Origin of the sequence: Pseudomonas kribbensis, from assembly GCF_003352185.1 — a bacterium.
Lineage (GTDB): Bacteria > Pseudomonadota > Gammaproteobacteria > Pseudomonadales > Pseudomonadaceae > Aquipseudomonas > Aquipseudomonas kribbensis.
This window is the reverse complement of record NZ_CP029608.1, coordinates 4,726,260-4,742,055: the sequence shown is the minus strand read 5'-3', so window position 1 is coordinate 4,742,055 and position 15,796 is coordinate 4,726,260. Positions and strand designations below refer to the sequence as shown.

The following is a 15,796-nucleotide window of genomic DNA, read 5'->3' as shown; positions in this document are numbered from 1 at the left end:
CAACAGGGTCATACAAAAACAACTATTACACCGAGGTAGGAAAGATGAGTGCGGCTTCTCTGTATCCCGTTCGTCCCGAGGTTCTGGCCAATACGCTGACCGACGAGGCGACCTACAAAGCCATGTACCAGCAGTCGGTCGTCAACCCTGACGGTTTCTGGCGCGAACAAGCCAAGCGCCTCGACTGGATCAAGCCTTTCACCACGGTGAAACAGACTTCGTTCGACGACCACCATGTCGACATCAAGTGGTTTGCCGACGGCACCCTGAACGTTTCCTACAACTGCCTCGACCGCCATCTGGCCGAGCGCGGCGATCAGGTCGCCATCATCTGGGAAGGCGACGATCCTTCCGAAAGCCGCAACATCACCTACCGCGAACTGCACGAACAAGTCTGCAAGTTCGCCAACGCCCTGCGTGGCCAGGACGTGCACCGCGGCGACGTGGTGACCATTTATATGCCGATGATTCCCGAAGCCGTGGTCGCCATGCTGGCCTGTACCCGGATCGGCGCGATTCACTCGGTGGTGTTCGGTGGTTTCTCGCCGGAAGCCCTGGCCGGTCGCATCATCGACTGCCGCTCGAAAGTGGTGATCACTGCTGACGAAGGCATCCGCGCCGGCAAGAAGATTTCCCTCAAGGCCAACGTCGACGACGCCCTGACCAACCCGGAAACCAGCAGCATCCAGAAAGTCATCGTGTGCAAGCGCACCGGTGGCGACATCAAGTGGAACCAGCATCGCGACATCTGGTACGAAGACCTGATGAAAGTGGCGGGCACTGTCTGCGCGCCGAAAGAGATGGGCGCTGAAGAAGCGCTGTTCATCCTTTATACCTCCGGTTCCACCGGCAAGCCGAAGGGCGTGCAGCACACCACTGGCGGCTATCTGTTGTACGCGGCCATGACCCACGAGCGCGTGTTCGACTACCGTCCGGGTGAAATCTACTGGTGCACTGCTGACGTGGGCTGGGTTACCGGTCACTCCTACATCGTCTACGGCCCGCTGGCCAACGGCGCGACCACGCTGCTGTTCGAAGGCGTGCCGAACTATCCGGATATCACTCGGGTGGCGAAGATCGTCGACAAGCACAAGGTCAACATCCTCTACACCGCGCCGACCGCGATCCGCGCGATGATGGCCTCCGGCACCGCTGCTGTTGAAGGCGCGGATGGCAGCAGCCTGCGCCTGCTCGGTTCGGTGGGCGAGCCGATCAACCCGGAAGCCTGGGACTGGTACTACAAGAACGTCGGCAAGTCCCGTTGCCCGATCGTTGATACCTGGTGGCAGACCGAAACCGGCGGCAACATGATGAGCCCGCTGCCGGGCGCTCATACCCTGAAGCCAGGTTCGGCGGCACGTCCGTTCTTCGGTGTGGTGCCGGCGCTGGTGGACAACCTCGGCAACATCATCGAGGGCGAGGCCGAAGGCAATCTGGTGATTCTCGATTCGTGGCCAGGTCAGGCGCGCACCCTGTACGGCGACCACGACCGTTTCGTCGACACCTACTTCAAGACCTTCCGTGGCATGTACTTCACCGGTGATGGCGCCCGTCGCGATGCCGACGGTTACTACTGGATCACCGGTCGCGTGGACGACGTGCTCAACGTGTCCGGCCACCGCATGGGTACTGCCGAGATCGAAAGCGCGATGGTCGCTCACCCGAAAGTCGCCGAAGCGGCGGTGGTCGGTGTGCCGCACGACATCAAGGGGCAGGGCATCTATGTCTACGTCACCCTGAAAAACGGCGAAGAGCCGAGCGAGCAACTGCGCCTGGAACTGAAGAACTGGGTGCGCAAGGAGATCGGCCCGATCGCTTCACCGGACGTGATCCAGTGGGCACCGGGGCTGCCGAAGACCCGTTCGGGCAAGATCATGCGTCGCATCCTGCGCAAGATCGCTACCGCCGAGTACGAAGGTCTGGGCGACATCTCCACCTTGGCCGATCCAGGTGTGGTGCAGCATCTGATCGATACGCACAAGACCATGAACGTCGCGTAAGCGGCGGGTCTGAAGGCTGAAAAGCCCCGCCCGGCATTGCGTCGGGCGGGGCTTTTTCATTTTTGGATGATCGTTCCCACGCGGAGCGTGGGAGCGATCAGGTGCGGGGGGGCGGGTGATCTTCGGCCAATAATTATCGGTTTCGTCTGTCAGCCCTTTCCTACTGTTACCCACCAGCCTTCACGTAACCGAATGTGTAACCGCCCGCCCCGCAACGGGGCAATGAGAAACGCATCGCCCCGTTTTAGAGCCTCAAAACGACCGGTGAAAAATAAGACATCACCCCGCGCTTGCCGGATTAGAAGGGTTTGCGAATAATAGGCCCGCAATTTGCAGCATAGATCGGTTCACTGTCTTTCGCTCTTGCATGAAATTGCGGAGCTGTCAATGTGCTCAAGCGGGTTTCTCGGTGCTTCTGTAATTAGTTGTCGCATTGAAGAAATATCGGCTTCGGGCCTGTCGTTAGAATGCCGATCACTCGCTCGTCGTGGCTCGCGTTGAAGCCTTCAGGGTTTGTTCGGAAATATCCCACGCACGCAGCAACCGCTTTCGTTCCACCCATTCGCATATTGGGCTGTCGCTCACTCTGCCGTTTTTGCCCTTTACCGATGGAGTCCCAAGATGAAGAAACTTGTGCTGCTTGGCGCCCTGGCACTGTCCGTGCTGTCCCTGCCGACATTCGCCGATGAAAAGCCTCTGAAGATCGGTATCGAAGCGGCTTACCCTCCATTCGCATCCAAAGCCCCGGACGGCAGCATCGTCGGTTTCGACTACGACATCGGCAATGCACTGTGCGAAGAAATGAAGGTCAAGTGCCAGTGGGTCGAGCAAGAATTCGACGGTCTGATCCCGGCACTGAAAGTGCGCAAGATCGACGCGATCCTCTCGTCCATGTCGATCACTGAAGACCGCAAGAAGTCCGTGGACTTCACCAACAAGTACTACAACACCCCGGCCCGCCTGGTCATGAAGGAAGGCACCGTGGTCAGCGACAAACTGACCGAGCTCAAGGGCAAGAACATCGGCGTGCAGCGTGGTTCGATCCACGAGCGCTTCGCCCGTGAAGTCCTGGCTCCGCTGGGTGCCGAGATCAAGCCATACGGCTCGCAGAACGAAATCTACCTCGACGTGGCCGCCGGTCGCCTCGACGGCACCGTGGCGGACGCCACCCTGCTGAACGACGGCTTCCTGAAAACCGACGCCGGCAAAGGCTTTGCGTTCGTCGGCCCGCAGTTCACCGATGAAAAATACTTCGGCGACGGCGTAGGCATCGCGGTACGCAAGGGCGACGCCCTGAAAGACAAGATCAATACTGCCATCGCGGCCATCCGCGAAAACGGCAAGTACAAGCAAATCCAGGACAAGTACTTCGACTTCGACATTTACGGCAAGTAAAGACGTCGCTCGACCCGTCCGAAATGGCGCAAGCAACAGGATCTCTGCGGTTTGCGCCATTTTTTCATCCCAACTTTCGAGGACCTGAATCATGTTGAAAGGCTACGGGGCTGTCATCCTCGATGGCGCTTGGCTGACGCTTCAGCTCGCCTTGTCGTCCATGGCCCTGGCCATCGTTCTCGGGCTGATCGGTGTCGCCTTGCGCCTGTCGCCGGTGCGCTGGCTGGCCTGGCTGGGCGATCTGTATTCCACGGTGATCCGCGGGATTCCCGACCTGGTGCTGATCCTGCTGATCTTCTACGGCGGTCAGGACCTGCTCAACCGTGTCGCCCCGATGCTCGGCTATGACGAGTACATCGACCTGAATCCGCTGGCCGCCGGTATCGGCACCCTCGGTTTCATCTTCGGTGCGTACCTGTCGGAAACCTTCCGTGGCGCGTTCATGGCGATCCCCAAGGGTCAGGCCGAAGCGGGCATGGCGTACGGCATGAGCAGCTTCCAGGTGTTCTTCCGGGTGCTGGTGCCGCAGATGATCCGTCTGGCGATTCCGGGCTTCACCAACAACTGGCTGGTGTTGACCAAGGCCACCGCGCTGATTTCCGTGGTCGGTCTGCAAGACATGATGTTCAAGGCCAAGCAGGCGGCCGACGCCACCCGCGAGCCTTTCACCTTCTTCCTCGCAGTGGCGGCGATGTACCTGGTGATCACCAGTGTCTCGTTGCTGGCGCTGCGTCACCTTGAGAAGCGCTACTCGGTAGGCGTAAGGGCGGCTGATCTATGATCTTCGACTACAACGTCATTTGGGAGTCGCTGCCGCTGTACCTCGGCGGCCTGGTGACCACCCTCAAGTTGCTCGCGCTGTCGCTGTTTTTCGGTCTGCTGGCGGCGTTGCCGCTGGGGCTGATGCGCGTCTCCAAGAACGCCGTGGTCAATGGCGCGGCGTGGCTCTACACCTACGTGATTCGCGGCACGCCGATGCTGGTTCAACTGTTCCTGATCTACTACGGTCTGGCCCAGTTCGAAGCGGTGCGTGAAAGCTTCCTCTGGCCGTGGCTGTCCAGCGCAACGTTCTGTGCGTGCCTGGCGTTTGCGATCAACACCAGCGCGTACACCGCCGAAATCATCGCCGGCAGCCTGAAGGCCACGCCGAACGGTGAGATCGAAGCGGCCAAGGCCATGGGCATGTCGCGGGTCAAGATGTACAAGCGCATCCTGCTGCCATCGGCCCTGCGCCGGGCGCTGCCGCAGTACAGCAACGAAGTGATCATGATGCTGCAGACCACCAGTCTGGCGTCCATCGTGACCCTGATCGACATCACCGGCGCGGCCCGTACCGTCAACGCGCAGTTCTACCTGCCATTCGAGGCGTACATCACCGCAGGCGTGTTCTACCTGTGCCTGACCTTCATTCTGGTGCGCCTGTTCAAGCTGGCCGAGCGTCGCTGGCTGAGCTACCTGGCCCCGAGGAAGCACTGATATGGAACGCATCGACCACGTTCTGCCGTGGAGCCACCTGGGCAGCGAGCGCCGGATTTCGGTCTTTCGCTTCGGTAGCGGTGAGCGCAAGGCCTACATCCAGGCCAGCCTCCACGCCGACGAACTGCCCGGCATGCGCACCGCCTGGGAACTGAAAAAACGCCTCGGCGAACTCGAAGCAAAAGGCCTGCTCAACGGCGTCATCGAACTGGTGCCCGTGGCCAACCCGCTGGGTCTTGGCCAGTTGCTGCAAGGCAACCATCAGGGCCGCTTCGAGGCCGGCAGCGGAAAGAATTTCAACCGTGATTTCGTCGAGCTCAGCGCCCCGGTGGCCGCAGAGCTTGAAGGACAACTCGGTGATGATCCGCATGCCAACATCCGTCTGATCCGTCAGGCGATGGCCGATCATCTGGCCGCATTGCCCGAGGCCAGCAGCCAGTTGCAAGGCATGCAGCGCATCCTGCTGCAACACGCCGCGACTGCCGATGTGGTGCTGGATCTGCATTGCGACTGCGAAGCCGCGCTGCACATGTATGCCTTGCCGCAGCACTGGCCGCAGTGGCGTTCGCTCGCCGCGCACCTGGATGTGAAAGTCGGCCTGCTGGCGGAAGATTCCGGCGGCAGCTCGTTCGATGAAGCCTGTTCGCTGCCATGGCTGCGCCTGTCGCGCCTGTTCCCGGACGCGCAGATTCCACTGGCGTGCCTGGCGACCACCGTTGAACTGGGTGGTCAGGCCGACACCACGCCTGCGCAGGCCGAAGCCTGGGCCGAAGGCATTCTGGCGTTCCTCGCCGAACAAGGCCTGATCCGTGGCGAGTGGCCGAGCGCTGTGCGCGAGCCGTGCGAAGGCATGCCGTTCGAAGGCACTGAACTGCTCTTGTCGCCGCATCCCGGCGTGGTGAGTTTTCTGCGCAAACCCGGCGAGTGGGTTGAGGCCGGTGACAAGATTTTTGAAGTGATCGATCCGCTGTCGGATCGGGTCAGCACGGTGTGTGCTGGTACGTCCGGGGTGCTGTTTGCCATTGAGCGGCTGCGTTACGCCCAACCCGGTTTCTGGCTGGCCAAAGTGGCGGGGCGCGATGCGCTGCGCGACGGCCCTTTGCTCAACGACTGACTGTTTTTGTGAGAACCGACCGCATGTACAAACTTGAAGTCCAAGACCTGCATAAACGCTATGGCAGTCACGAAGTGCTCAAGGGCGTTTCCCTGAAAGCGGCCGCCGGTGATGTGATCAGCATCATCGGCTCCAGTGGCTCCGGCAAAAGTACTTTCCTGCGTTGCATCAACCTGCTCGAGCAGCCGCACGCGGGCAAGATCCTGCTCAACAACGAAGAGCTGAAACTGGTGGCAAACAAGGACGGCGCGCTGAAAGCCGCTGATCCGAAACAGCTGCAACGCATGCGTTCGCGCCTGTCGATGGTGTTCCAGCATTTCAACCTGTGGTCGCACATGACCGCGCTGGAAAACATCATGGAAGCGCCGGTTCACGTGCTGGGTGTGTCCAAGGCCGAAGCCCGCGAGAAAGCCGAGCACTACCTGAACAAGGTCGGCGTGGCCCATCGTAAAGACGCTTTCCCGGGACACATGTCCGGTGGCGAGCAGCAGCGTGTGGCAATCGCCCGTGCGCTGGCGATGGAGCCGGAAGTGATGCTGTTCGACGAACCGACTTCGGCCCTCGACCCGGAACTGGTCGGCGACGTGCTGAAAGTCATGCAGGCCCTCGCTCAGGAAGGCCGCACCATGGTGGTGGTGACCCACGAAATGGGCTTCGCCCGTGAAGTGTCGAACCAGCTGGTGTTCCTGCACAAAGGCGTCGTCGAAGAAAGCGGCAACCCGCGTGAAGTGCTGGTCAATCCGCAGTCGGAACGTTTGCAACAATTCCTCTCGGGCAGCCTCAAGTAATCGCTCCCGTTATGCACCAAATTAGGTCATGCTGCGCAGCGCGCCAGATGGTCTAATTTGGTTGCAGCCGATTTCGGTTTTTCCCTCTGTTTACGTTTCGGATCGCCCGCCATGACTGCCCATCGAATTGGTTTCCTGATTTGGCCCAGCACTAAAGCTCTGACTTTGGCGCTGGCAGAGGAGGCCTTGCGTGTTGCCCAGCGTGTGCATCCGGACGTGGTTTACGAGTTGTCGTTCCTGCAGGCCGAAGCACCGACCGAGGGCGAATGGCAACTGCCCGGCGAGCCCTGGGCCGGCAAGCTCGAAAACTTCCAGAAACTGTTCCTGCTCGCAGACGAGCCACCGACGACGTTGGCGCCGGCACTCAGCAGCGCGCTGAAACAACTGGTGCGCGCCGGTTGTGTGATCGGCGGTCTGTCGGCCGGTGTGTATCCGCTGGCGCAACTCGGTCTGCTCGACGGTTACCGCGCGGCGGTGCACTGGCGCTGGCAGGACGATTTCGCCGAACGCTTCCCGAAGGTCATCGCCACCAGTCATCTGTTCGACTGGGATCGCGATCGCCTGACGGCGTGCGGCGGCATGTCGGTACTCGATTTGCTACTGGCGGTACTGGCCCGCGATCACGGTGCGGAACTGGCCGGTGCGGTTTCCGAAGAGCTGGTGGTCGAGCGCATCCGCGAAGGCGGCGAGCGTCAGCGCATTCCATTGCAGAACCGCCTCGGCTCCAGCCATCCAAAACTCACGCAAGCCGTGCTGCTGATGGAAGCCAACATCGAAGAGCCGCTGACCACCGACGAAATCGCCCAGCACGTGTGCGTGTCCCGTCGCCAGCTGGAGCGGATTTTCAAGCAATACCTCAACCGCGTGCCGAGCCAGTACTACCTGGAACTGCGCCTGAACAAGGCCCGGCAGATGTTGATGCAGACCAGCAAGTCGATCATCCAGATCGGCCTGTCCTGCGGCTTCTCCTCGGGGCCGCATTTCTCCAGCGCCTATCGCAACTTCTTCGGCGCCACGCCGCGGGAAGACCGCAACCAGCGGCGCAGCAGCAGTCCGTTCGAACTGTCGTCGGTGCCGCCCGAGCGCGGTTGATCCTTCAAGCACAGCGCCATGCTTCATGGCGCTGTTGATTCACGCGTTGTTAATCCTCGATTTCGACACTGGGGCGACCGCGCACCGGGGGATGCTCGAGTACGCCGTCAACGTTCAGCGTCATGCCCGTCTCCTGGTAATAAGCCCGAATTCGCTGCATGGCCTGAGCGGAGAAGGGATTGCCGCGCAGGTCGTAGCGATCACCGACATACGCCGGCACCTCCATCAGTTCGTCCGGCATTTCGCTGATTTCATTGCCTGACAGATCCAGCTCCATCCAGTTGAAGTTATCGAGTACACCCTTCGGAATTTCGCGAATGCCGGTGGAGCTCAGATCCAGATCGGTCAGCCCTTGCAGATTGCTGAGGTCGGGTGTCAGCCCGAGTGGATTGTCATGCAGGTGCAGCAGATCAAGGTTGTCCAGGCTCGCCAGCCCTGCGACGTCCCGCGGTGAGAGGGTTAGGTCACACGCTGGCAGGCTCAGGGTGCTGAGCCGCTTCATCCGGAAGATGGCCTCGGGGATACCGGTCAGTTCATAGCCTTGAATGTCGACGCTGACGAGCTGAGGGAATGCCTCGAGAAATCGCCCGATCCGTGGCGAGTCATCGCGGGTGTTGACCAGATGCAGGTCCGAAATATGGTCGAAGCCGACGCTCAGTGTCGGCAGTTCGCCCAGGATCGGTAGCCGGAAAGTGAAATCGTGATCGCCAGTGTCCGAGCCTTCCACGGGTATTCTGCGCCAGCAGGACAGCAGCGCTTCGCTGAATGCCGTTCTGTTTTGTTCCTCCGTCAGGCGTTCGCCCTGTGTGAGTGGCTGGCCGGGCAAGCGATGGTCCGGTATATCGCTTTCCCAGGTGGCCAGCTCGCCCAGTAACCGGCGGAGTTCCGCTTCCCGGCGGGCCAGTTCTCTGCGGCCATCGGCCAGTGAACCTTCGAGCTGATAGATGAGCGTGCTGGCCTGTTCATCATCCAGCGCCGGATAGAGTGTTTGGGTGCGTGCGATGTCTGCCGGTTCGGCCAGTACACCGAGGTTTTCCCCGGTCTCGCGATAGTAGGTCTTGATGCGCTCCCGGGTGGGCGCGTTCAGGGGATTGCTGCCGAAGTCAAAGCCGTTGGTGACAGAGGCGGGCAGCTCGAAGAGTTCCGGGGGGAGCTCGGTGAGATGATTGCCACTGAGGATCACCGTTTCCAGTCCTGGTGCCTCCAGCAAACCTAAAGGAAGACTGGAAATTCCGGTGTTCGAAAGGTCGAGAAACTCCAGAGACGGCAGCCTGCGGATGTCGGGCGAACGGCCCAGTGGATTGCTGTAGAGATCGAGCCGGACCAGTTGCTTCAGCGAATGCAGCGCGGCGCTACCTTGGTCATCCAGTACGATTTTGCAGTGACTCAGAGCCAGTTGTCGCAGGTCCGGCATTCCGGTCAGCGCCTGCGGAATCTCTGACAGTGCCAGGTTGCCCAGTTCAAGCGAATCGAGACCGGTGAAGCCGCGCAGGAACCCCGTGCCCAACCGTAACTGGTGATCGCCGATGATCGACAGTGCCGTGACGTGCGCGAAGTCTGCGCTCAAGGCCGGCAGCTCACCGATGAATCCCGGGTCCAGGTTGAGGATTGCAGCTCTTGATTCCGGGTTTTCCGCAGACCTTTGGCGCCAGAACGATTCCAGCTCCAGGCGAAATGTCGTACGGCTGGCGAACTCTGCGGCGCGGTCGCTTTCGGTCAATACAAGGCCACTGGCCGGATAGCGTTCCGGAATATCGGTTACCCATTGTTCCAGGTCTTGCTCCAACTGCTGCAATTCGGCCTCCCAGCGTTCGATCTGCAACCGGCCGTCATTGATGTTTCCTTCCAGCAGATACAGCACTCGATTGGCGTCATCATCGTCCAGAGACGGGAACAGCTCGCGGACTCGCTCGATGTCCTCCCGAGGCATCGCAACGCCAAAGTTCAACCTGAACTGCCGGTAACAACGCTTGATTCGCTCAAGCATGGCGGGTGAAAGCGGGTTGTCGGCAAGGCTGAGCTGTCTGGGTGGACGGGCGTCGACTTCGAAGAGGATGTCGGGCAGTTCACTGATCTGGTTGCGATCGAAAAAGGCTGCGAGCAGACGAGGATGGTCGAACAGGCCGTCGGGCAGGCTCGAAATGCCGCTGTCGACCATATGCAGTTGAAGCAGCGCCGGTAGCGTTTTGAGGTTGGGCGATTGCCCCAGTGGATTTCGGTTCAGATTCAGGTACTGAAGGGCGTCAAGTGATGACAGGGTCACGTGGCTTTGTGGGGTAAACGTCAAGCCGCAGTTTTCCAGAATCAGTCTTTCCAGAGAGGGAATGTGCAGGGCTGAAAGCGGGTTTTGCCCAAGACTGAAATCCCGCAGTTCCAGATGATGCAGAGTGGGGAAAGGCTGAAGAAACCCGTCAAGGTCGCTCAGTGCCGGATTGCCCGTGAGTGAAAGGATGCGGATGTAGCCGAAGTCGGTTGTCAGACTTGGCAGCTGCCCGCTGAACGCCAGGTTGGCGACCAATGAGTCGCCTCGTTGCCTGGGGTTTTCCGGTAATCGGGCACGCCATAGGGCCTGCAGTCGTTCGGCAAAGGCTGTTCTGGCTGAGTGTTCTGCGAGGAACTCCGAAGAAGTGAACGGGCGTTGGGTGGCAGGATGCGTCTGGGGGATCGCCATTTTCCATTGCGCCAGATCGGCGGTGAGTTGCTCGAATTCCGCTTTCCAGTGCCTGAGTTGACCGCGCCCATGCTCCAGGTTGCCGGGTAAGCCATAAAACACATCGCTGGCCTCTTCGATATCCAGGGCGGGAAACAGGGCCTGGGTGGCTTCGATGTCCGGTTGCTCGGCGAGTACCGCGAAATCCACACCGGTTTCCCGGGAATGACGTTTGATCCTTTCACGAGTATCGGCGGTCAATGGATTGCCGGAGAAATCGAACCCTTCGCTGGCCGGCGCGGGCATTTCAAACAAGGCTTCGGGCAGCTCGCTGATCCGGTTGTCGCTGACGATGGCCGTTCGCAGTTTCGGGTGCCCGGACAGACCGGTCGGCGCATGCCTGATGCCGGTGTGAGAGATATCGAGGTAGGTCAGTTCGGTCAGGCTGCCGACATCGGGTGTGTTGTCCAGCGGGTTGTCCGGCATCTCGAGCGATTCAAGTTCGCGCATTGACGCCAGTGCGATCTGTAGCTCGCCAGTGAACCTCACACCGCAATTCTTGAGCAGCAACGTCTCAAGCATGGGCAAGGCGTTGAGTGTCTGCGGCAGATGATCCAGTGCAAAGTCATGCAGGATCAGGCGCTTCAATCGGGGGAAGCTTTGGAGGAAGGCAGAGGTGGCATTTATCTGTTTGTTTCCGTTCAGGGATAGCGTCGTGATGTGGTTGAAATCTGCCGTCAGCACGGGCATGTCGCCGATGAACGTGGCTTGCGCCGAGAAGACGTCCGCTCTTGTCAGCTGGTGTGCGGTCGAGCGGTGGCGCCATAGTCGTTCAATCCTTCCGGCAAATATTTCCCGCTCGTAAAACTGACTGGAATGTTCCTGGGGTGTCAGCATCTCCCCTGTGGATGGATTGCGATTCGGCGTGTTCCGCGCCCATGTCGCCAGGTCGGCGGTCAGCCGGGTGATTTCGCTTTCCCATCGCTCCAGTTGAAGTCGGCCTTGCGCCAGCGAGCCCGGCAGGCTGTAGATCAGTTCGCTGGCCTGTCGGTCGTTAAGATCGGTAAACAGTGCCTTGGTCCGGCTTATTTCCGTTTGCTCGGGGCGAACTCCCAGATCGCTGCCGGTCCGGTTGTAATAGATCTTCACTTTTTCCCGGGTCGCACTGGAAAGCGGATTGCCGAAAAAATCGTATCCGGCGGTAGAGGCGGCAGGTCGCTGGAAAAAAGGATCGGGGAGCGTGGTGATCTGGTTGTCGCTGAGCCACGCGCTGATGAGGCGAGGATGGTTCAGAAGTCCCGGCGGGACTTCGGAGATTCCAGTGCTGGAAAGATTCAAGTGAGTCAGGTTTGGCAAAACGCTGAAATCGAACGTCACTCTCAGCGGATTGTTTTCCAGATTCAGTGCGGTCAGCCCGTTGAGTGACGACAGCAGCGACTGGTTTCCCGGTGTCAGGACGACACCGCAATTTTGCAGCGTCAGCTGTTGCAGTTGCGGGAGGTTCGTCATGCGCTGCGGCAGATTGCGCAGGTCGAAATCGAGCAGATCCAGGCGTACCAGCCCCGGAAAGCGCTCGAGAAAGGTATTCACGGCGCCAGGCTCGTTATTGCCGATCAGCTCCAGCTCGACGACGTGGCCAAAGTCCGCTGTCAGGGCGGGCAGATCGCCCACGATCGGCTGCGAAAAGCGCATTTCGTAACCATTGAGGCCGCTCATCTCTCTGCGCCAGCAGTTACGCAGCGCGTGGGCGAACATCTGGCGATCCCGGATGGCGGCCATCCGCTGTTCATCCGGGAATCGGGTGCCGTCTGCCGTGCTGATATCCGGGAGGTCGAATATCCATTGATTGAGGTCGCTATCAAGTTGTGCGTATTCAAGCTGAAGCCGGGACAGCTCGGCGATTGCTCCGACCGGGTGGTTTTCAAGACGCCGGGCCATGGCGAGCCGATCGGTCTCGGACATTCTCGGGTAGATCTGTCTGATCCGGTTATCCAGCGTGCGAGGTGCTTGCAGGGCTGGCGGTGCGTTGCGTGTGTAACCATCGGCACCCAGCAATCGCAAGGCATCCACGGCAGGTGCCGGGGCAGGGTCGGGCAAGATCGCCAGCCGCAGTTCGGTGCGGGGGAGCGGATTGTCGCGGATGGCTTGCCTGAGCTTTGCGCCTTCGCCGATCTGCAGGTTCAAGGCTTGCCGTTGCGCGTCCGGCAAGGCTTGCAGGACAGCCGTGTAGAAGTCGGTGGTTCCCAGCAGTTCCAGTCCCTGTTCGTCGTGTGGCTGCCAGAGCCCATCGGACTTGCGGACCAGCACTTTGCGCACGGGCGCTTCGACAGGGCCGGTGCTGTCAAGTAACTGGCCTTCACGGGATTGGGCGCGGACTTCAAGATGCACGTCTGCTGGCCAGCCCGGTAACTGTTGAAGGCTGTGCAGGGCTAGGGTGTCGGAATCGGGATTGTGCACCGAGTCCAGTTCAAGCCCCTCGTAGGCACGGGTAATGCGCAGCTCGTGCCTGGCCTGATCTGTCAGGGCCTGCTGCCGTTCGGGCCAGCGTCCCCAGCGGATCTCCCTCAGCTCTGAACCGGTCGCGGTCCTCAGCAGTTCTTCGGTGATTCTGATGGGCAGTTGCGGTGCATGCACAGCCACATGCCTGGCCAAGGGGTCAACGCTCTGTTGCAGCGCCTGATAGCGTGCCGCGAAAAGTGAAGGGCGCTGCTGTCGGGCGAGCTGTGCAAGCATGGCTCTGAGTTTGCGGGTGCGCGCATCGATGGCGTACCGCTCGCCGAACTCTTCGCCGAGCAGCGTTTTGATTTCCGGTTCGTCGAGGGTCTGGAGCAGCGTCTTGAGCAGGTCACCCTCGGCGAGGCTGTCCTGGCGGAGCTCCGTCAGAGGAAGCGATTGATCGGTCGTGGATTGCCATGCGATTTCACCTTGCTCGTTGATGAATCGCAGCCTTTTGTTGGCCGGCCACAGATTCTGTTCCTTGAGAAGCTGGAGCTGGATCAGCGGATCCGCATTCAGGTATTCCTCGGGTCTGTCGCTGGCGATTCGGTCAATGAAGTCCTGCAGGTCCTGATCGATCCGAAAGCGCTGGATGCTGTCGGCCAGCAACGGCGGCAGGCGTTCCTGGTTGACGTGCATTTTGCGCAGTGCATCTTCCGGATAACCGCTGACCTTGAGGATCCGCTCGCGTTTGGCGGGTGAAAACGCTTCAACGCTATGGCCGATGCGTTGCAATGCCGTCGCGGTGTCCCACTCGAGTGGTCGTTCAAGCTCGGTGTAAAAGGCGCCATCGCCGTTATGACGCACGATGGGGCGGTAGGCGTCCGCGCGGGTCGGATGCTCGAGATACAGTTTTCCGGGGTGCTCGTGAGCGCTGACTTCGTAATGACTTTGGTCGATGGGGAGCAGCCTTTTCCCTTGGTACAAGTGCAGTCCTTGTGGGTCGGGCCCGGACCCCTTGGGTGGTTGAATCTGGCGTGCGTACGGCTGCAGATCCGGTTTCCAGTACAGCGTCTTGCCATTGCGCAGTTTCACGGGCTGGAAGCGGTCGATCAGTGCGATGAGCTCCGCAGGCAGGATTTTCGGCAGCTCCTCGACGGCGATGGCACCACCGATGCCGAAGGCTCCGAGCTGGATCAGTGCTTCCAGTGCGCCGAACATGTGCTCGGCAACTTCTGTGCTCAGCCCCTCGGCCCAGTCGACGACCCCTTCGAATACTTCGTCGAGAAACTGATAGGCCATGTACGCCATCATCATTTCGCCCAGAAAGGGGACGAAGGGCATCAGCAGGAACGAGGCGATTTCAAGAATCGAAGAGGCAATCCGGGTGAAGGCGTCCCATGTCGCCCAGCGGGCGTTGCGATCGACCGTGGCCGTCGGGACTGCGATCGTTGCCGCGTCATTGAGGATCTTGTTCAGCTTTCGTTGATATAGCTGATCCAGCAGTCGGCCCTCGATGGGCGTGACGGCAAATTGCAGGTTGGGCTTGTCGACGGGCGTGTCGCGCCAGGCGGGCAATGAGCTGCCGGATTCCGAAGGGTGCCATTTCACCCGACTAAGACGCTGCCCGAGGTCGGCGAAAAAGTACCCGCGCTGGTCATGGGCCACGAAGCGGCTGAAGAATTTCTGATACTCCGGGTTGCGCAGCTGACGTGTCAGTTCGCGCATCATGTCTGCGGTCGAGGCATACTCCTTGAGCGGATGCTCGGGGTCGTCCGGCACATAGGCCACCACCCTGACCGGGGTGCGTGCCTGCTGCAGATCCGGCGCGAAGAGAACGATGCCGGTCAGCTTCGACGACATCATGCTCAGATCATGGCAAAGCAGCGCCTGGCCATTGACTCGCATGCCTTGCAAATCGTCGAGCAAACCGCCAATCAGGCGTGCGTACAACTCGCTGACATCGCCATTCATTTGCGCCATCTGCAAGGCGGCCTGGATGGCGATCTTTTCACTGGCGTTGATGCGCTGACGCAATGTCGCGCCGGCGACGGGGTCGTCGATGACGAGGTTTTCTTCAAGATACGACTTGTAGCGGGCACCGATGTCCAGTTCCCGGCACAGGCGGGTGAACGCCGCGATGCCCATGCGTGCCTTTATCTGCGGCAGGGTTTCGAACTGACCTGACGGTGATGGCCTGGTAGTGAAAGTCGACTCGCTGGAGTAAGCGTCAGCTTCGGTTTCGTCTTCTTCAAAGTTGTGCAGCGCTGCATCGAGCAGCGACACCGTCCAGGTTCGACTGCCGGTGGTGATCGGGAACCCGGGCGTTGTCACCGGGATGTAGAGGTGCAGGAATGTGTTCCTGACATCCAGGTCGAGACCGAATCTGCTCTTCAGTGCCTGGGTCAGGATCGGCTCGGCGTAGGCGCTGGTGTCCTGCAGATGCTCAAGCGTGCGGTCGATGGTGTTTTGCATGCTCATGCGCTGGGCGATGAGGGCTCTCAATTCAGCATGCTGCGTTTTTGAAGCTTTCTTGAGGTTGTCGGTGAGCGTGCGGCGATTGTGCTTCAGGGCCTGGCGGCGTACGCCCGAGGCTTTGCCGAGCCATTCCGGGAAAGCGTTTCTGAGAGGTTCGTAGTGCTCGGGGGGATTGAGCGCTGTGTGGGCTGCAATCTGTTCGGTGGATGCCTGCATCGAGTCTGTCCATGTAGGTCGGGAAACCGTCAGCAAACCAGAGATCTCGGCGGTGGATGCGGTACATATGTATGACAGGCCGGTACATGCCAATTGATATGCTCTTGGAGCTGCTGCAATTGTCGGCGACGGTTTAAACTGCGCCTTTGCG

General features: G+C 60.1%; 8 protein-coding genes. 7 read left to right on the top strand and 1 reads right to left on the bottom strand.

Features of this window, described 5'->3' with window-relative positions; all coding sequences use genetic code 11:
• Nucleotides 1-44: 44 nt before the first annotated feature.
• The 7 genes from acs to argR all read left to right on the top strand — a co-directional run bounded on the left by acs (nt 45) and on the right by argR (nt 7,865).
• The gene (gene acs / locus DLD99_RS21645) at nt 45-2,000 is read left to right on the top strand and encodes an acetate--CoA ligase (protein ID WP_114884931.1); all 1,956 of its coding nucleotides are present in this window, start codon (nt 45-47) and stop codon (nt 1,998-2,000) included.
• Nucleotides 2,001-2,621: 621 nt separating this feature from the next.
• Nucleotides 2,622-3,395: an ABC transporter substrate-binding protein gene (locus DLD99_RS21640; RefSeq protein ID WP_065261786.1), complete on the top strand. Its 774-nt coding sequence runs from the start codon at nt 2,622-2,624 to the stop codon at nt 3,393-3,395.
• A gap of 91 nt (nt 3,396-3,486) precedes the next feature.
• Nucleotides 3,487-4,176, top strand: coding sequence for an ABC transporter permease (locus tag DLD99_RS21635; protein ID WP_065261785.1), 690 nt, complete (start codon nt 3,487-3,489; stop codon nt 4,174-4,176).
• Nucleotides 4,173-4,871 carry an ABC transporter permease gene (locus DLD99_RS21630; protein ID WP_085709717.1) on the top strand — a complete coding sequence of 233 codons (699 nt, stop codon included), beginning with the start codon at nt 4,173-4,175 and terminating at the stop codon, nt 4,869-4,871. The genes DLD99_RS21635 and DLD99_RS21630 overlap by 4 nt, the downstream gene beginning before the upstream one ends.
• A gap of 1 nt (nt 4,872) precedes the next feature.
• A complete protein-coding gene (locus DLD99_RS21625; RefSeq protein ID WP_114884929.1) occupies nt 4,873-5,985 on the top strand; it encodes a succinylglutamate desuccinylase/aspartoacylase family protein in 1,113 nt (370 codons plus the stop codon).
• Nucleotides 5,986-6,008: 23 nt separating this feature from the next.
• Complete coding sequence (locus tag DLD99_RS21620; protein WP_003227281.1) at nt 6,009-6,773, top strand: ABC transporter ATP-binding protein; 765 nt, start codon at nt 6,009-6,011, stop codon at nt 6,771-6,773.
• Nucleotides 6,774-6,884: 111 nt separating this feature from the next.
• Nucleotides 6,885-7,865 carry a transcriptional regulator ArgR gene (gene argR, locus DLD99_RS21615; RefSeq protein ID WP_085709719.1) on the top strand — a complete coding sequence of 327 codons (981 nt, stop codon included), beginning with the start codon at nt 6,885-6,887 and terminating at the stop codon, nt 7,863-7,865.
• Nucleotides 7,866-7,914: 49 nt separating this feature from the next.
• Here the strand turns inward: argR and DLD99_RS21610 are convergent, their stop codons facing one another.
• Nucleotides 7,915-15,645 (bottom strand): dermonecrotic toxin domain-containing protein, encoded by a 7,731-nt coding sequence (locus DLD99_RS21610; protein ID WP_114884927.1) that lies wholly within the window; start codon nt 15,643-15,645, stop codon nt 7,915-7,917.
• Nucleotides 15,646-15,796 lie beyond the last annotated feature (151 nt).

Excerpts from the sequence above, each read along its gene's own strand:
- acs (WP_114884931.1), top strand. The coding sequence starts at position 45 with ATGAGTGCGGCTTCTCTGTATCCCGTTCGTCCCGAGGTTCTGGCCAAT.
- DLD99_RS21640 (WP_065261786.1), top strand. The coding sequence starts at position 2,622 with ATGAAGAAACTTGTGCTGCTTGGCGCCCTGGCACTGTCCGTGCTGTCC.
- DLD99_RS21635 (WP_065261785.1), top strand. The coding sequence starts at position 3,487 with ATGTTGAAAGGCTACGGGGCTGTCATCCTCGATGGCGCTTGGCTGACG.
- DLD99_RS21630 (WP_085709717.1), top strand. The coding sequence starts at position 4,173 with ATGATCTTCGACTACAACGTCATTTGGGAGTCGCTGCCGCTGTACCTC.
- DLD99_RS21625 (WP_114884929.1), top strand. The coding sequence starts at position 4,873 with ATGGAACGCATCGACCACGTTCTGCCGTGGAGCCACCTGGGCAGCGAG.
- DLD99_RS21620 (WP_003227281.1), top strand. The coding sequence starts at position 6,009 with ATGTACAAACTTGAAGTCCAAGACCTGCATAAACGCTATGGCAGTCAC.
- argR (WP_085709719.1), top strand. The coding sequence starts at position 6,885 with ATGACTGCCCATCGAATTGGTTTCCTGATTTGGCCCAGCACTAAAGCT.
- DLD99_RS21610 (WP_114884927.1), bottom strand. The coding sequence starts at position 15,645 with ATGCAGGCATCCACCGAACAGATTGCAGCCCACACAGCGCTCAATCCC.